Source organism: Qipengyuania aquimaris, from assembly GCF_020171965.1.
Taxonomy (GTDB): Bacteria; Pseudomonadota; Alphaproteobacteria; order Sphingomonadales; family Sphingomonadaceae; genus Qipengyuania; species Qipengyuania aquimaris_A.
Genome location: NZ_JAIUZK010000002.1, coordinates 892,200 through 908,173, shown reverse-complemented (window position 1 = coordinate 908,173; position 15,974 = coordinate 892,200). Strand labels below are relative to the sequence as shown.

The window sequence follows — 15,974 nt, the reverse complement described above, 5'->3', positions numbered from 1 at the left end:
CGCCGCTATGCCGTGCGGCGAAGCGGGCGACAAGTCCGCTACGACTTGCTTGCCCTATACGCTTCCAGGGCCCGTTCACGCGCTTCCTTATGCCCGATCATCTTTACCGGATAATCGCCGCGCTTCTCGTCCGGCGGATCGTGAATAATGCTGTCGGAAAGGCCTTCCAGTTCCGGGACGTATTCGCGGATATAGTCCGCGGCATCGAACTTCTCGCTCTGCGTAAGCGGGGCCATGATACGGCTGAACATATTGCTGTCGACGCCGGTGCCGCTGATCCATTGCCAGTTGACGCCATTGTTGCCGTAATCCGCATCCACCAGGCAGTCCCAGTACCACTGCTCGCCGAAGCGCCAGTCGATCAGCAGGTGTTTGACGAGAAAGCTGGCGCAGATCATCCGCACGCGGTTGTGCATCCAGCCCGTCTGCCACAGCTGGCGCATCCCCGCATCAACGATGGGGTAGCCGGTCATCCCGCGCTGCCAGCACTTGAGGTCCTCTTCGATGAGGTGCCCGGCATTCGGATTACGCCACAAGGTCCGCTCGTCGTAATCGCGATAGCTCTCGCGCGGATAGTCGGGGAACTGGTTGATCACGTTCTGCGCGTAGTCGCGCCAGATGATCTCTTTCGCGTAGGTTTTCCAACCCTCGCTGCGCTTGTCCTTGAGCTTGTGCCAGACCTGCGCCGGGCTGATTTCGCCCCAGTGAAGGTGCGGTGAGAGCCGCGAGGTGATGTCCTTCGATGGCAAGTTGCGGCCCTCGTCATAGTCCGCGACCTCGTCTGTCCACCAGTCGAGCCGTTCGTGTGCGGCGGCTTCGCCGAATTCCCAGAAATCGAGGATGCCCCCTGACCAGTCGGGCTTTGTGGGGAGCAGGTCCCAATCGGAAAGTTCATCGCTTTCCGGCCAGCTTTCGGGCGACGAGATAGTCTCCGGCTCACCCAGCACGTCGCGCGGGGGCATCACTTCCAGCATGGCCTTCGAGAAAGGCGTGTAGATCTTGTACGGATCACCCGAGCCTGTCGTCACCGAGCCGGGCGGCAGCAGGTAATTTCCGTCGTAGAGGCACAGCTTGCGATCTTCGCCCAGCGCATCGCGAAGCTCGTCCTCTGCCTCTTTCCACCACGGCTCGTAGTGGCGCATGGCGTGGATGCAGCTTGCCCCAACCTCATCGGCGATCGAGGCCAGGATCTGCGGCGCATCGCCTTTGCGCAGGACGATTTTCGAGCGGCGGCTGCCGAAGCTTTTGCCGAGGCTTTCCAGCGAATAATGCAGCCACACCAGCGAGGCGCCGCCATAGGCATGATCGCCTGCCCGGTCCTGATCGAGGACGAATACGGGTATGACGGGACCGGCCTGGGCGGCGGCATGGAGGGCGGGCTGGTCGGCCATGCGCAAGTCGCGCCGCAGCCAGACGATTTGGGGAGAGCTCATGCGGATCTAACCGCCGTTCCCTCCCGACGGTTCCGTTTTCACGCCTTCGCAAATGTCGGACGGCAGCCTCACCTCGAAACGCCCCGTGGCGCGGGGATCGGAAAAGCGCGCATCCCTCAGCCAAAACGTGCCGTCTTCTTCAGGCACGATATAGGGCGTTCTGGCCCAGAACAGGAAGGCATCGATCTGGCTATCCGCAGACCGAGCACGCTCGAGATCGCAGCGGTCGAGCGGCACGCCGGGAAAGGTGGTATCCTCGCCAAGCGTGTAGAGGCCGTTCCCGCCGGTAATTATGTCGCGTTCCCACGACCACAGCGGCGGCGGGCTGGCGATCACGATCTCGGTGCCGGTCGGACTACCGGTGACGCCGCGCTCCGCACTGCCCGTGATGAAGCCTTGCAGAGCGATGTAAATGCCCGCGAGAGAAAGCGCGATGCGCGCAGGCTGCTTCCATTCCCCGCCCCGCTTCTCGCGCCGCAGGGAAAACCATGTCGCGAAGCCCATCCCGAGCCACAACCAGATGTCGATGATGAACAGCGTGTCGCCGTAGAACCACTGACTGCTGAACGGCTCGAGCAGGCGGATGCCGTAGACGTTCAGCCAGTCGAGCGCCGGGTGAGTCAGGCAACCGATAAAGCTCAACAGGAACAGCCATTTGAAGCTGACCGGCAAGCGGCCCTCGGGCCTTTTCCCGCGGCTCGCCTGCCAGCGATCGAAGCCGTAGAGCAGCCCCGCGAGGAGCAACGGCAGCAGCACCAGCGCAGGCGGCCCGTGCGTAATCCCGCGGCGGAAGCCGAGATGCTCCACACCTTCAAGCCAGAAGAAACATGCTGCATCCACATCGGGCAGGTTCGCACCGATAATCAGCGCGGGCATGGCGAGCCCGGTTTTCTTCTTGAGTCCCGCCTGTCCGATCAGCGCGCCAACGAGGCTGTGCGTCAGATTATCCATGTGGCAGGGCTATCCCGGCCTCTAGACCGGGTCCTGCGCCGTTCCGCTGACGGTCCAAGTCTGACCCTTGCCGAGCAGCTTGGCGAGATTGGCTTCCTTGCCCTCGCTCGCCTTCTTGCGCTCTTCGATTACCGCGTCCTCGAACGTCGGGCGCGGATCGTCGTACAGGACGCCGAGCGCCATCGGAAACGGGCCGAAGGGCATTTCGATCAGCATATGCGCGACCGAGCGGTTGGTGACGTCGTGGACGATCACGCCCGCCGCTTCCCAATCGCCATCCGTCACATCGACGACTTCCAGGCTCAGCGTCTCGCGATTGAGCGCAATGCCCTTGGTGTCACCAGCGAACAGCATCGGCTTGCCTTCTTCCAGCCACAGCTGGCGATCTTCCGCGCCCTTGGGCGCTGCGAAATCGTTGAAGACGTCCTTGTTGTAGACGATGCAGTTCTGGAAAATCTCGATGAAGGCCGCGCCCTTGTGGGCATGGGCTGCCTTGAGCACGTCGGGCAAGTTCTTCGACACGTCGAACCCGCGCCCGATGAAGCGCGCGCCGCTCCCAAGGGCGAATGCCGCCGGGCGTGCCGGATGGTCGTAGCTGCCGATAGGCGTGGAAGGCGACTTGGTGCCTTCGCGGCTGGTCGGCGAGGCCTGGCCCTTGGTGAGGCCGTAAATCTCGTTGTTGAACAGCATGATCTGCATGTTCACGTTGCGGCGCAGGACATGCATCAAATGGTTGCCGCCGATGGACAGGCCATCGCCGTCACCCGTCACGAGCCAGACGTCGAGGTCCGGATTGGCGAGCTTAGCACCGGTCGCGAAAGCAGGCGCGCGGCCGTGGATAGTGTGGAAGCCGTAGCTTTCGATGTAATAGGGGAAACGGCTCGAACAACCGATGCCCGAGATGAAAACCGTGTTCGCCGGGTCTGCCCCAAGCTGCGGCAGCGTGCGCTGCACGGCCTTGAGGATGGCATAGTCGCCGCACCCCGGACACCAGCGAACTTCCTGGTCGGTTTCCCAATCCTTGAGCGTCGTTTCGATTTTAACGGGAGCGTTCATTTCGCACCTCCATCCGTGCTCGGAAGCTGCTGGTCGTTGGCGGGGACCTGCCCGCCTTCGTTGCCGGGGACGCCGTCGAAGAACTTGCCGATCTCGCGTTCCAGTTCGGCGATCTGGAAGGGCTGGCCGCTGGTCTTGGTGAGCGGCTGGGCATCGACAAGGAACTGGTCGCGCAGTACCGTCTTGAACTGGCCGGTGTTCATTTCCGGCACCAGCACATGGTCGAACCCGCGCAGCAGGTCGCCCAGATTTTTCGGCATCGGCCAGATGTGGCGAACATGGATGTGGCTCACGTCCATGCCGTTTGCGCGGCAATTGTCGACCGCGCGATGGATCGGACCATAGGTCGAACCCCAGCCCACCACGGCCAGCTTGCCGGACGTTTCGCCGAGGCAGACGTCCTGGTCGGGCACGGCGATATTGTCGACCTTGGCCTTGCGCAGGTCGGTCATGCGCTGGTGGTTGTCGGGCGAATAATCGATGTTGCCGGTAAGCTCGTGCTTCTCGATGCCGCCGATGCGATGCATCATGCCGGGCGTGCCGGGCTTGATCCACGGACGCGCGCCCTTCTCGTCGCGCTTGTAGGGCAGCAATTCCTCGCCGCGCGGTTCGGTCAGGAACTGGGCGGGGAACGGCTCGAAATCGGCCGGGTTCGGCACTTTCCACGGCTCAGCCGCATTGGCGATGTAGCCGTCGGTCAACAGCATGACGGGCGTCATGTACTGGGTTGCGATGCGGCAGGCCTCGATAGCGACTTCGAAGGCGTCGGAGGGGCTGCGGGCCGCGATCACCGGCATGGGCGCGTCGCCGTTGCGACCATAAACGGCCTGGTAAAGGTCGCTCTGTTCGGTCTTGGTCGGCAGGCCGGTCGAGGGGCCACCGCGCTGCGAGTTCACGATCACCAGCGGCAGTTCGGTCATGATGCCGAGCCCAATGGCTTCGGTCTTGAGCGCAATGCCGGGGCCGGAGGACGAGGTCACGCCCAGCTGGCCGGCATAGCTCGCGCCGATGGCAGCGCAGATCGCGGCGATCTCGTCTTCCGCCTGGAAGGTCGTGACGCCGAATTCCTTCAGCCGCGCGAGGTGATGGAGGATCGCCGAAGCGGGCGTGATGGGATAACCGCCGAAGAACATCGGCAGTTCGGCCAGCTGCGCACCCGCGACGAGGCCAAGGCTGACGGCTTCCGCGCCGGTAACGGTGCGATAGAGGCCCGGCGCGCTGGGCGTCGGGTCGATATGGACCTGCTTGAGCGGACCGGCGAGTTCCGCCGTCTCGCCATAAGCATGACCTGCATCGAGCGCGGCGATGTTGGCATCGGCAATATCGGGATTCGACTTGAACTTCGCTTTCAGCCAGTCATGGATCGGCTCGCGCGGGCGATCAAACATCCACAGGGCAAGGCCCAGCGTCCACATGTTCTTGGACCGCAGCGCATCCTTGTTGCCGAGACCGAAGGGCTTCACCGCCTCGATCGTCTTCTCGGAAATGTCGAAAGCCAGCACGTCGAACTTGGCAAGGCTGCCGTCCTCGAGCGGGTTGGCGTCGTAATGCGCCTTGTCGAGGTTGCGCTTGGTAAAGGCGCCGGTGTCGGCGATGATCAGGCCGCCGGGCTTCAGGGCGGCAAGGTTCACCTTCAGCGCGGCAGGGTTCATCGCCACCAGCACATCGGGCGCGTCGCCTGCGGTATTGATCTCGCGGCTGCCGAAATTGATCTGGAAGGCCGAAACACCGAACAGCGTGCCTTGCGGCGCGCGGATTTCCGCCGGGAAATCGGGGAATGTCGCAAGGTCGTTACCCGCCAGCGCGGTGGAGAGCGTGAACTGCCCGCCGGTCAGCTGCATGCCGTCGCCGGAATCTCCGGCGAAGCGCACAACCACGGCTTCGGGGCTTGCGGGAAGGCCGCTATGCGGCCGGTCGGCGTCGCTCGGGGCGGCTGTTGCCATCCGGTCAATTCCTTGTCGCGCACCGAATTTCACGGCGCATTGTCAATGGGAGCGCCACCTAGGACCCGCTCCCTCCTCTCGCAATGAAGTTTCTCTGCTAGCGGTAAAAAGCGCAGTGGAAAAGCGTAGCCGACACGCTAAGTCTCTTTTCGCAACGAAAGAGGAGAGAGACGCCATGGCCGATACCGAACATTTTGTGCGCGACGATGTGCGCGGCTTCCTGGACATGCTGGAGCAGATCGGCGGCAAGGGCGTCGAGGAAGTCGGCGCGGTCGAAGGCCGTGTGCAGATGAAGACCATGGGCCAGCTGGCAGAAGCCCCGCCCCGCGACCTGGCGGTGAAGAAGGACCTCACCTGCCCCGGCCCCGCAGGCGACATTCCGCTGCGCTTCTACGACGCCAAGGAAACGCGCGATGCCGGTCCCTGCGTGGTGTTCATCCATGGCGGCGGCTTCGTGATCGGCGATATCGAGGTTTACGATTCGCTCTGCACCGAAATCGCCCACCAGCTCGATCTGCCCGTGGTGTCGGTCGAATACCGCCTCGCGCCCGAACACCCCTTCCCCGCCGCACCCGACGATTGCGAGGCCGCGGCGCGCTGGGTGGCATCCTCTCCCGAAGCGCTAGGCCGCGAAATCACCGGGCTCGTCATCACGGGTGACAGTGCGGGCGGCAACCTCACCATCGTCACCACCAACCAGCTCGTGAACGAACCTGCCGACGTGCCGGTCATCGTCCAGGCACCGATATATCCGGTGGCGAGCGACGTGTCGCAGCATCGCAGCCTCAAGGACTTCGCCGAAGGGTTCCTCCTCACCGGTGCGGCGATGGCCTGGTTTACCGAGCAATATGGCGGCGACCCCAAGGACCCGCGCAATACGCCGATGGTCGGCGATTGCAGCAATACCCCGCCCACAGTGGTGTGCACGGCAGGCCTCGATCCCTTGCGCGATTCAGGCCGCGAATATGCCTCGCACCTGATCCAGCAGGGCACCGAAGTCATCTATCTCGAATTTCCCGGGATCATTCACGGCTTTACCACGCTGAGAAAAGCGATACCGAGCGGACAGAAGGATCTCGATGCCTTCCTCGATGCGATCAAGCTGATGGTGGAGCGTTACAGGTGAGTGAACTGGGTTACCGGCCTTGCGTCGGTGTGATGCTAGTCAATGGCGACGGGCGTGTGTTCGTCGGTCGCCGGATCGACAACAAGGAAGGCGACTGGTGGCAGATGCCCCAGGGCGGTGTCGACGAAGGCGAAGACCTCGACCAGGCCGCCCTGCGCGAACTGGCGGAAGAAACCGGCGCGAGGCCCGAACACGTCGCCATCATCGACCGCATGGCGGAACCCGTGCGCTACGACCTGCCCGAAGAACTGATCGGCAAACTATGGGGCGGGAAGTATCGCGGGCAGGAGCAGGTCTGGTTCCTCGCCCGTTTCTCCGGCAGCGACGAGGATATCGACCTCAACGCCCATGATCCTGCGGAATTCTGCGATTGGAAATGGGCCGAACCCGAGCAGCTTCCCGAGCTGATTGTGCCGTTCAAGAAGCGCGTCTATCGCGCCGTCGTCGAGGCGTTCCGCGAACTGGTCTGACCGCTTAGTTGGCTTGCACGCCCTGCGTTTCCGGCAGGGTCGCCTCGGCGGTCATCACAGGAGTGCGCGGACCTGCGGCGATGGCGGCCGCGATTTGCTGCGTTTCGGGGCAGGTTTCGCCGCATAGCGATTGGACCGCCGCCAGCTTTTCGCGCGCCTTTTCCAAGGCACCCTTTTCTGCCAGCGCGGCACCTTCGCCAGCCATGGCGACGAGGTTTTGCGGATCGCGGTCGAGCGCCTCGCGATAATAGCGGATCGCCTTGCCCTGGAGGTTATCCGCCCGCGCCGCTTCGGCGAGGTGGATGAAAATGGGGGTGTACCCGGGATCGACTGCCAGTGCGGCCTCGAACGCGTCGATTGCGCCCTGCGTATCGCCGGCATCCAGCGCAGACTGGCCTTCCGCAATCAAGACACCTGCCCGCGGCGCCGGATCGCGCTCGTTCCCCCAGCTGACGCTCGCCGTAAGCGCGAGGGCTAACGAAAGGGCAGCAGCGGCGGGAGCAAAACGCATTATCGTCTCCGTCAGGGGCGTAGTCGCAGTTGGGCGCGGATCGGCCATGTCACAAGGCTATCACGACTTTTCTGCACGGGCGATGAAAAAACCGTCCGTCCCGTCGTGGTGCGGGGTGAGGCGGATGCCCTGCCCTCGTGCAAGTCCGGCGGGGAGATCCATCGCTGCGGCGCTGAAACCTTCGCTGCGCGATATGAAGGCGTCGAACTGGTCCGCGCCCTCCTCGTCCAGCAAGGAGCAGGTGACGTAGATCAGGCGCCCACCGGGCTTCACGAGGCGAGCGCCGATGTCGAGCAGGCGGGCCTGCAGGTCGGTGAGGCGGGACAATTCCTTCTCGTCCAGCCTCCAGCGCGCTTCGGGATTGCGCCGCCAGGTGCCGACGCCCGAACACGGGGCGTCGATCAGGACTGCATCCGCCTGCCCTTCGAGACCTGACAGCGCCTCTAGCTCCTGGCCCGGATTGAGCAGCACCGTCTCGATATTGGTTGCCCCGGCTCGCTCCGCCCGCGGCATCAGGGCAGACAAGCGATTCCGATCGGTATCGCTGGCGACAAGGCGGCCGAGATTGTCCATTGCTGCTGCAAGCGACAAGGTCTTGCCGCCCCCGCCCGCACACAGGTCGATGACGGTCTCACCCGGCTGCGCGCCGACGGCAAGGCAGGCGATCTGGGAGCCGGTGTCCTGGATCTCGACCTTGCCTTCGCGCCACTCCGGCCACTGCTCGACTTGCGTGCCAGCTTCAAGGCGAAGGCCATTCGGCGCAGCGGTAGGTGTGCTTTCGACCGGGAGCGCCAGGGTGGCACGCTCGGCTTTCAGCGTGTTGACGCGAATGTCCAGCGGTGCTCGGTCCAGCAAAGCCCCCGCTTCGGCTCCCGAGATATCCGATCCGGCGAGCTTTCGCTCCAGCCAGTCGGGCGCAATTCCGCCTGCCGCGACAGGTTCATCGCCAGCCAATTCTGCCGGACCATAGTTCGATCCGTCGAACAGAGCGCGGATATGCTCGTCCGTCTCTGCGAGGCGCAGCATCGCGGCGCGGCCCGTTTTCGGGACCGGACCGCATGCGCGAATGGCCGCATAAACCAGCTCGCGAATGGCGCGGCGGTCCTTGGACCCGGCGAACCGGTTGTTGCGAAACCATTCTGCGAGAATGCGGTCGGCTGGCGCGCCTTTCGACCGTGCCGACGCGATAATCGCATCGAGCAATTCGATCGAGGTCTGGACTCTGGCGGCGGGGGTCATTTTCCTTCGCGTTTCGCGGTATCGCGCCGTTCGATCAATTGCTCGAACTCGCTCGGGTCGGGCATCGGGAGGCACCAGTGGCGCAAATCGTCGCGCTCCATGTGGGCCTCGCGCGCAATTTCGTCGAGCATCGCGTCTGCAGCGGCGAAGCACTCTTCCTGGCTCTCGAACAGGATAGCCTGGCGTTCGAGAACGACGTGCACCGGCTGCTCGTCCACGATCTTGAGGACGAACAGCATGAAAGGGACGAAAAGTTCCATGGGTTATCGCGAAGGGTAATTCGGCGCTTCGCGGGTAATGGAAACGTCGTGCACGTGGCTTTCGGTGAGGCCCGCGTTGGTGATGCGCACGAACTGCGCGCGCTTGCGCAGATCGTCGATCGTGGCGCTACCGGTGTAGCCCATGGCGGCCTTGATCCCGCCGACGAGCTGGTGAACCACGGCAGCGGCGGCACCCTTGTAGGGCACCTGTCCTTCGATGCCTTCGGGCACCAGTTTCTGCTGGCTGACATCGGCCTGGAAATAGCGGTCGGCACTGCCGCGCGCCATCGCACCCACGCTGCCCATGCCGCGATAGCTCTTGTAGCTGCGGCCCTGGTAGATGAAGGTTTCACCGGGCGCTTCTTCGGTGCCTGCCAGCATCGAACCGATCATGACGCTGGAGGCACCTGCTGCGAGCGCCTTGGCCGCATCGCCGCTGGTGCGAAGACCACCATCGCCGATGACCGGAACACCGGCCTTTTCTGCCGCTTCGGCGCAATCCATGATTGCCGTCAGCTGTGGCACGCCGACACCCGCGACCACACGCGTGGTGCAGATCGAGCCCGGACCGATGCCGACCTTCACCGCGTCTGCGCCCGCATCGCACAGGGCGCGCGTGGCTTCGGCGGTCGCGACATTGCCCGCGATCACCTGCACGCTGTTGGACAGCTTCTTGACCCGTTCGACGGCCTTGGAAACTTCCTTGTTGTGGCCGTGGGCGGTGTCGATCACCACCACGTCGACTTCGGCATCGATCAGCGCTTCGGTGCGCTCGAAACCCTTGTCGCCGACGGTCGATGCAGCGGCGACGCGCAGGCGCCCGCTGAGGTCCTTGGTCGCATCGGGATAGGCCACCGCCTTCTCGATGTCCTTCACCGTGATGAGACCCACGCAGCGACCGTCATCGTCGACCACGAGCAGCTTCTCGATCCGGCGCTGGTGCAGCATCCGGCGTGCCTCTTCCTGCCCGGTACCCAGCGGCACGGTGGCGAGGTTTTCGGTGGTCATCAGCTCGCTGACCGGCTGGTTGGGATTTTCGGCGAAGCGCACGTCGCGGTTGGTGAGGATGCCGACCAGCTTGCCGCCGCGATCCGTCACGGGAATGCCGCTGATGCGGTTGGCAGTCATGATCTGCTGCGCATCGCCCAGCGTCGCTTCGGGATTGATGGTGATCGGGTTGACCACCATGCCGCTTTCATAGCGCTTCACCGCGCGCACGGCGGCCGCCTGGTCCTTCACCTCGAAATTGCGGTGCAGGACGCCGATGCCGCCAAGCTGCGCCATGGCGATCGCCATGTCGGCTTCCGTCACCGTGTCCATCGCGCTGGAGATGACCGGGATGTTGAGCTGGATGTCGCGCGTCAGCCGCGTGATGGTCTTGGCCATCGAGGGCAGGATATCGCTCTCTGCCGGACGCAGGAGAACGTCGTCGAAAGTGAGGCCGAGGGGGATGTCGATGGATGCCACTGGGAGAATCGCCTGCCGGAGTAAATGTGGCGGCCCATGTAACGACGCTTCGCGGGATTAGCTAGTGGCTCGGGGAGGATTACTCCGCGGTCCAGCCGCCATCGACGCTCCAGTTCGCGCCGTTGACGTTCTGCGCCTCCTCCCGGCAGAGGAATACCGCGAGCGCACCGATCTCTTCCGGCTGGACGAACTTCTTCGTGGCCTGCTTCACCAACAGCACGTCGTTGATGACTTCGTCGCGGGTCATCCCGCGCGCTTTCATCGTGTCGGGAATCTGGTTTTCGACCAGCGGGGTCCAGACGTAGCCCGGGCTGATGCAGTTGGCGGTGATGCCATGTGGCGCCAGTTCGAGCCCGATGGTCTTGGTGAAACCGTCGAGGCCGTGCTTGGCGGCGTTGTAGGCGCTCTTGAAGGGAGAGGCGACCTTGGAGTGCGCGCTGGCGGTGTTGATGATACGGCCCCAGCCCTTCTCCTTCATGTGCGGCACCACGAGCCGCGTCGTGTGGAAGGCGGCCGTCAGGTTCAGCGCGATGATCGTGTCCCACTTGGCGATGGGGAATTCCTCGACCGGGGCGACATGCTGCATCCCGGCATTGTTGACGAGGATGTCGATCCCGCCGCTGTCGGCCATCATCGCCTCGATCTGGGCGACATCGGTCAGGTCCGCACCCGAGTGGGTCGCGCCCAGTTCCTCGCAAAGCCTGGCGATCTCGCCCTCGTCTCCGAAGCCGTTGAGGACGACCTCGGCGCCTTCTGCCGCAAGGGCCCGGGCAGTCGCCAGACCGATGCCCGAAGTCGATCCGGTGACAAGTGCGCGCTTTCCTTCGAGAAACATTTGTGGCCTCAAGTGTTGTGAGTAACATACAAGCCATTGCGCAGCAGCGCTGAACGGTCAATCGCGGGGGATGCAGGAATGCGGCTAAATCCATTCAATACCGACAATATCCAGGTTCGCTCCAGCGGGGGCGCCGGCAAGGCAGGCGGCATCGGCTGCGGCACGATCATCATCGCCGCCATCGGCTATTTCGTCTTCGGCCTTGATCCGATGCAGACTGCAAGCACGGTCGAAAGCGTGCAGCAGGGCTCGCAGCAGGCAGGCCCCGCCAACACCGACGAAGAGGCAATCTGCAACTCGAGCGAATACGCGCGCGAGGCGTGCAACGGTCTCCAATCGCTCAACCAGACCTGGGCACGCACCTTCCAGGAACAGGGTTATGGCGACAGCTTCCGCCAGCCCACGCTCGACCTGTTCCGCAACGGCCGCGTCACCACGCAGGGTTGCGGCAGCGCGACTTCGGCTGCCGGTCCGTTCTACTGCCCGGCCGACCAGACGATCTATATCGACACCAGCTTCTACGACCAGCTTGCGCGCATGGCAGGCAATCGCGGCGATTTCGCGCGCTATTACGTGCTTGCCCATGAATACGGCCACCACATCCAGACGCTGACCGGCATATCCCAGCAGATCCGCAGTGCGCAGGCCCAGAACCGGCGCCAGGCGAACCAGCTGCAGGTGCTCATGGAACTGCAGGCCGATTGTTATGCCGGTGTATGGGCGGGCAAGAACCGCAACCTCATCGAACCGGGCGATATCGAGGAAGGGATGGAGGCTGCCGCCGCCATCGGTGACGACCGCCTTACCGGCGGCCGCGTGTCGAGCGAGAACTTCACCCACGGCACCAGCGCCCAGCGCAGCCAGGCCTTGCGCCTCGGCCTGCAGGGCGATGACCGCCAGTGCGACGCGATCACCAATATCGGTTGATAGGCGAGCTTCGACGTAAAAAGGGCGCGGTCCTCTCGGTCCGCGCCCTTTCCTTTTCCAACGCTCGCGGCGTCAGGCTTCCAGCGGTTCTCCAGGCTCCCTTACGGCCTGCGACCAGTCGAGATTGCGGGTGGCGTACATCACGCCCGCCAGTGCGAAGAACATCGCGACCGAGCCAACGATCAGCGAGGCTTCCTCAAGGCTCATCAGCACGTAGAGCCCGGCGTAGAGAACCGTCAGCAAGCCGCCGATAAAGCCTGCCCGCTTCCACCCGCCAAGAACTGCGGCGCTGTAGGCGGTCAACAGCCCGATTATGGCCGCACTGGCGATCAGATAGGCCAAGGCAAACCCCGCGACTTCGGCAAAGGCCAAAAGCAGGACAAAGAACAGCACCAGCCCGGCGCCTGTAAGCAGGTATTCCGCCGCCGCCACGCGGGCCCCGCCGATCACGTCGAACAGGAGGAAGGCGAGGAAGGTGAAGCCGATGAAGAGAAACCCGTACTTCACGCTGCGGTCGACCTGCGCGTAAATGTCGCCGGGTTCGACCAGGGCGATTGTCGCCCAGGCTACGTCCGAGGCTTCCTCGACGGCGCCGTATTCCGACATCATGCGACGTTCCAGTTCCGCTTCGGCTTCGTCCGCCGGTCCGTCTGCCGGACCGTGACCGATGGCGAGCGTCCCGATCGACCAGTTGGCGCTGAAGCCTTCGTCGGAGATGTCGCTGGTGTCCGGCAGATAGCGACCTTCGAAGCCGGGGTGCTGCCAGGACGAGGTTACGTTCCAGCGCGTATCGCCGCCCTCCGGAGCCAGTGACAGCGAACGGCTACCGCGCAGGGTATAGCTGTATTCCAAGTCGAGCGCGTCGCCCTCGCTCCAGTCGTAGGTGCCGTGGAAGCCGCTGCCCTCGCCGCGGGCACGCTGGCCGGGTGACAGCTCGACCGCTTCTCCGCCGAGGCTCGCTTTCGCGCCGCCCCGCAAACCGCGCGCATCGCTCACACCGAAGCGCAGCTGCGCCTCGGACAGGACAAGCTGATCACGCGTCACATCATAGCTGGAAAGATCGTCGGGCAATTCGAACCGCGCCTGTCCAGCCATGTCGGCGGAGAAAACCACTGTCTCGTAGATCGCCTTTTTCTTGCGCTCCGTATCAAGCCGGGTGTCGAGCGAATGCTGCAGCGGGGCAATAAGGATTTCCGAGCGCACCTGCTGCGTCTGCATAACTGATTTACCATCGACCAGAACCGGAACCTGCTTCTGGGCGAGATAGGGTACGGCAAGGATCGGGGTGGAGACCACCTGCGATCCTCCCGCGCCCGCCGTGATGGTCGATTCCGCGATGCGGGCCTGGTTCTGCCGGTCGTTAACCAGATCGTAGACCATGATGATCGGGATCAGCAGCACGAGGCCGATCAACCCCGCTATGACCAGTTTGACTGTGGGGGATCTGTCTCGCATCGTTTCATCTCCATCTGTTGCGATGAAGCGTTCTTTGTGAGCGACGAACTGAACACCTTGTGAACCCGTCCGGGCACGCAAAAGGCCGGTCTCCACGCGGAGACCGGCCTCTCAGGAGTGTGTGTTAAGTCAGGAGAGCGAGGATTCGAGTTCGGCGATTTCCTCGTCCAGGTCGCGCAGGATTTCCGCGCGGATTTCTGCATCGAGCGAGCGATCCTTTGCGATCGCCTTCCGCGCCCCGCGGATTGCACTCAGCGCAATGCGGTCACCAGCGGTCTCGCACACATACATCACGGTCTTGCCGTTGGACTTCACCTTCGTAGTGACCGGCTGGTCGGGATAGACGCACTTCTCGATCACTTCAGGCACCGCCGCCATTGCCTGGGCCACCGCCTGCGCGACGGCTGCTTCGGTCTCCGCCTCGAGCTTCGCATGGCGCGCTTCGGCCTTGGCTTCGGCTTTCTCCCGCTTGGCTTCGGCATAGGCCACACGGCCTTCCGCCCAGTCCTTACGGCCCTCGGCATAGGCGATGCGGCCTTCGGCCCAATCCTGACGGCTTTCGGCATAGGCAATGCGGGATTCCGCCCATGCCTTGCGGCCCTCGTCATAGTCGCGGGAAGTCCAGCGCTTCTCCACCCGCTTCGCTTCGGCCAAGGCACGGCGCGCATCGGCCTTCGCGCGGGCTGCATCCGCCATGGCACGTTCGTGATCGGGCGCAGGCGGTGCAAGCGGAGCTTCGGGCGCCATGGGCGGCAGCGGCGCCTCAGGATAGGCTGCGGGCAGAGGTGCTTCGGGCGCTGCAGGGGCGACCGGATAGGCGAAGTCTGCCAGCGGCGCTGCTTCCACGACGGCGACTTCGTCCGAAGTAGGCATGGCCGACACTTCCGCAAAGCAGACCGAGGCGGTGAGCGGCACGGCGAGGAAGGCGCTGGCCAGCGTTGCGCGGCCGGCAATGCGGCGGCGCGGCGAGATATCGGACATGTTCAAACTCCTCAAACGATGGATGATCGACTTGTCCCCCAGAACTGGACACGCCATCGGCGCGGCGAGCGCCGGTCGCGGCGTCCCCTGCGGATGGCGAGCAAAATCGGCAATGATGCCGGCATAGGTAGCGCGTTCTTCACGCGGGCGGGCGGCCACGACGCGCGCGTCGCAGGCGGCTTCCTGGTCGCGGCGCAGCGCGCTCCAGCCCAGCCAGCCAAGCGGATTGAACCAGTGGATCGCGAACAGCGGCTGGACGGCCATGTTGACGATCAGGTCCCCGCCACGATGGTGGGCGAGCTCGTGAGCAATCGCGAGGTCGCGCGAAACCCGGTCGCGGCTCGCCATGAAGCCTGCAGGCAGGGCGATGACGCGGTCGAGCACACCGAAAGCCATCGGCCCCGAAATGGCGGGCGTTTCGATCAGGCGCACGCTGCCGACATCGCCCACCGGGCGCGCATCGTCGAGCAGATCGCGGCGCAGTTCGAAATAGAGATAGAAACGGCGCGTCAGCATGACCGCAGCCCCGACCAGCCAGATTGCCACCAGCGGCAGCACGAAGTCGGTCGGGTCCGGGAAGGTCTGCGGCGCGGGCGAACGAGCGGCCATATCGGCGAAGAACGTGGCCGGTTCTATCGCGGCCTCGTCCAGGGCGAGCGGCGCGGTTTCGAACGACACCTCCTCGCGCGGAGTGAGGTTCATCCATGCCGGAAGCGTGAATGGCGGAACGAAGAGCCGCGCCAGCGGAATGAACCACAGCGCGTAGGCCGCGCCGGAGCCGAAATGTTTTGCAACGGGACGGCGAAGCACCATCACCATCGCGATCAGGGCGCCTGTCCACACCAGCGTGTCGAACAGGAACCACTCCCAATATTCGCGCAGAAGCTCGATCATTTCCGCATCTCCTTGAGGAGCGCCTCGATCTCTTCGAGGTCGGAATCCGTGAGCGCTTCATTTTCTGCCAGATGGGCGAACAGCGGTGCGGCGCGACCACCGAACAGGCGGTCGACCAGCCTGCGCGATTCGCCACCGACATAGTCGGAACGCTCGATGAGCGGGTGGTAGAGGAATTTGCGCCCCTGCGGTTCGGTACCGATGACGCGCTTTGCCACCAAGCGGCCAAGCAGCGTCTTTACCGTCGGGATCGACCAGTCGTTTTCGGCACAAACCCGCTCGCACACCTCGGCAGCCGACAGCGGACTTTCGGTCCACAAGGCTTCCATTACCGCGTGTTCGGCTTCGCTGATCCGGTCACCCGGCGATTGCTTGCGCTGTCCCATAACGTACCTCTTCCCTCGGGATTCGCTGAATTCGTTTACG

15 protein-coding genes are annotated in these 15,974 nt (G+C 63.9%); 3 read left to right on the top strand and 12 right to left on the bottom strand.

What is annotated here, in order from left to right:
- Positions 1-38 precede the first annotated feature (38 nt).
- Genes LCM24_RS12180 through LCM24_RS12165 form a run of 4 tightly spaced genes read right to left on the bottom strand, consistent with a single transcriptional unit; the run spans position 39 to position 5,383 of the window.
- The gene (locus LCM24_RS12180) at positions 39-1,433 is read right to left on the bottom strand and encodes a cryptochrome/photolyase family protein (protein WP_224804678.1); all 1,395 of its coding nucleotides are present in this window, start codon (positions 1,431-1,433) and stop codon (positions 39-41) included.
- 6 nt (positions 1,434-1,439) lie between these two features.
- Positions 1,440-2,384, bottom strand: a complete 945-nt coding sequence (locus tag LCM24_RS12175; RefSeq protein ID WP_224804676.1) for a metal-dependent hydrolase — start codon at positions 2,382-2,384, stop codon at positions 1,440-1,442.
- Positions 2,385-2,405: 21 nt separating this feature from the next.
- Positions 2,406-3,440 carry a 2-oxoacid:ferredoxin oxidoreductase subunit beta gene (locus LCM24_RS12170; RefSeq protein ID WP_224804674.1) on the bottom strand — a complete coding sequence of 345 codons (1,035 nt, stop codon included), beginning with the start codon at positions 3,438-3,440 and terminating at the stop codon, positions 2,406-2,408.
- Positions 3,437-5,383, bottom strand: coding sequence for a 2-oxoacid:acceptor oxidoreductase subunit alpha (locus LCM24_RS12165; RefSeq protein ID WP_224804672.1), 1,947 nt, complete (start codon positions 5,381-5,383; stop codon positions 3,437-3,439). Before LCM24_RS12165 ends, LCM24_RS12170 begins: the two co-directional genes overlap by 4 nt.
- 175 nt (positions 5,384-5,558) lie before the next feature.
- Between LCM24_RS12165 and LCM24_RS12160 the strand changes: the two genes are divergently transcribed.
- Positions 5,559-6,509, top strand: coding sequence for an alpha/beta hydrolase (locus LCM24_RS12160; RefSeq protein ID WP_224804669.1), 951 nt, complete (start codon positions 5,559-5,561; stop codon positions 6,507-6,509).
- Positions 6,510-6,541: 32 nt separating this feature from the next.
- Positions 6,542-6,979, top strand: coding sequence for an RNA pyrophosphohydrolase (locus tag LCM24_RS12155; RefSeq protein ID WP_247713068.1), 438 nt, complete (start codon positions 6,542-6,544; stop codon positions 6,977-6,979).
- 4 nt (positions 6,980-6,983) lie between these two features.
- On the opposite strand, the gene LCM24_RS12150 is transcribed toward LCM24_RS12155, so the two are convergent.
- From LCM24_RS12150 to LCM24_RS12130, 5 genes are all read right to left on the bottom strand, one after another.
- Complete coding sequence (locus LCM24_RS12150) at positions 6,984-7,490, bottom strand: tetratricopeptide repeat protein (RefSeq protein ID WP_143089599.1); 507 nt, start codon at positions 7,488-7,490, stop codon at positions 6,984-6,986.
- Positions 7,491-7,550: 60 nt separating this feature from the next.
- Positions 7,551-8,729, bottom strand: a complete 1,179-nt coding sequence (locus tag LCM24_RS12145; protein WP_224804667.1) for an RsmB/NOP family class I SAM-dependent RNA methyltransferase — start codon at positions 8,727-8,729, stop codon at positions 7,551-7,553.
- The gene (locus tag LCM24_RS12140) at positions 8,726-8,989 is read right to left on the bottom strand and encodes a hypothetical protein (protein WP_090479538.1); all 264 of its coding nucleotides are present in this window, start codon (positions 8,987-8,989) and stop codon (positions 8,726-8,728) included. Before LCM24_RS12140 ends, LCM24_RS12145 begins: the two co-directional genes overlap by 4 nt.
- Before the next feature lie 3 nt (positions 8,990-8,992).
- On the bottom strand, positions 8,993-10,447 hold the full coding sequence (guaB, locus tag LCM24_RS12135; protein WP_224804967.1) for an IMP dehydrogenase: 1,455 nt from the start codon (positions 10,445-10,447) through the stop codon (positions 8,993-8,995).
- 88 nt (positions 10,448-10,535) lie between these two features.
- A complete protein-coding gene (locus LCM24_RS12130) occupies positions 10,536-11,291 on the bottom strand; it encodes a 3-hydroxybutyrate dehydrogenase (RefSeq protein ID WP_224804665.1) in 756 nt (251 codons plus the stop codon).
- A 78-nt stretch (positions 11,292-11,369) separates the two neighbouring features.
- On the opposite strand from LCM24_RS12130, the gene LCM24_RS12125 reads away from it, so the two are divergent.
- Positions 11,370-12,218 (top strand): neutral zinc metallopeptidase, encoded by an 849-nt coding sequence (locus LCM24_RS12125; RefSeq protein WP_224804663.1) that lies wholly within the window; start codon positions 11,370-11,372, stop codon positions 12,216-12,218.
- A 72-nt stretch (positions 12,219-12,290) separates the two neighbouring features.
- Here LCM24_RS12125 and creD read toward each other — a convergent pair whose 3' ends face one another.
- The 3 genes from creD to LCM24_RS12110 form a co-directional block, all read right to left on the bottom strand.
- Entirely contained in the window at positions 12,291-13,673 is a 1,383-nt protein-coding gene (gene creD / locus LCM24_RS12120; protein WP_224804662.1) for a cell envelope integrity protein CreD, read from the bottom strand.
- 129 nt (positions 13,674-13,802) lie between these two features.
- The gene (locus tag LCM24_RS12115) at positions 13,803-15,548 is read right to left on the bottom strand and encodes a M56 family metallopeptidase (protein WP_224804659.1); all 1,746 of its coding nucleotides are present in this window, start codon (positions 15,546-15,548) and stop codon (positions 13,803-13,805) included.
- Complete coding sequence (locus LCM24_RS12110; RefSeq protein WP_160594806.1) at positions 15,545-15,934, bottom strand: BlaI/MecI/CopY family transcriptional regulator; 390 nt, start codon at positions 15,932-15,934, stop codon at positions 15,545-15,547. Before LCM24_RS12110 ends, LCM24_RS12115 begins: the two co-directional genes overlap by 4 nt.
- Positions 15,935-15,974: the final 40 nt, after the last annotated feature.

Coding starts and splice junctions, on each gene's coding strand:
- LCM24_RS12180 (WP_224804678.1), bottom strand. CDS start 1,433: ATGAGCTCTCCCCAAATCGTCTGGCTGCGGCGCGACTTGCGCATGGCC.
- LCM24_RS12175 (WP_224804676.1), bottom strand. CDS start 2,384: ATGGATAATCTGACGCACAGCCTCGTTGGCGCGCTGATCGGACAGGCG.
- LCM24_RS12170 (WP_224804674.1), bottom strand. CDS start 3,440: ATGAACGCTCCCGTTAAAATCGAAACGACGCTCAAGGATTGGGAAACC.
- LCM24_RS12165 (WP_224804672.1), bottom strand. CDS start 5,383: ATGGCAACAGCCGCCCCGAGCGACGCCGACCGGCCGCATAGCGGCCTT.
- LCM24_RS12160 (WP_224804669.1), top strand. CDS start 5,559: ATGGCCGATACCGAACATTTTGTGCGCGACGATGTGCGCGGCTTCCTG.
- LCM24_RS12155 (WP_247713068.1), top strand. CDS start 6,542: ATGCTAGTCAATGGCGACGGGCGTGTGTTCGTCGGTCGCCGGATCGAC.
- LCM24_RS12150 (WP_143089599.1), bottom strand. CDS start 7,490: ATGCGTTTTGCTCCCGCCGCTGCTGCCCTTTCGTTAGCCCTCGCGCTT.
- LCM24_RS12145 (WP_224804667.1), bottom strand. CDS start 8,729: ATGACCCCCGCCGCCAGAGTCCAGACCTCGATCGAATTGCTCGATGCG.
- LCM24_RS12140 (WP_090479538.1), bottom strand. CDS start 8,989: ATGGAACTTTTCGTCCCTTTCATGCTGTTCGTCCTCAAGATCGTGGAC.
- LCM24_RS12130 (WP_224804665.1), bottom strand. CDS start 11,291: ATGTTTCTCGAAGGAAAGCGCGCACTTGTCACCGGATCGACTTCGGGC.
- LCM24_RS12125 (WP_224804663.1), top strand. CDS start 11,370: ATGCGGCTAAATCCATTCAATACCGACAATATCCAGGTTCGCTCCAGC.
- creD (WP_224804662.1), bottom strand. CDS start 13,673: ATGCGAGACAGATCCCCCACAGTCAAACTGGTCATAGCGGGGTTGATC.
- LCM24_RS12115 (WP_224804659.1), bottom strand. CDS start 15,548: ATGATCGAGCTTCTGCGCGAATATTGGGAGTGGTTCCTGTTCGACACG.
- LCM24_RS12110 (WP_160594806.1), bottom strand. CDS start 15,934: ATGGGACAGCGCAAGCAATCGCCGGGTGACCGGATCAGCGAAGCCGAA.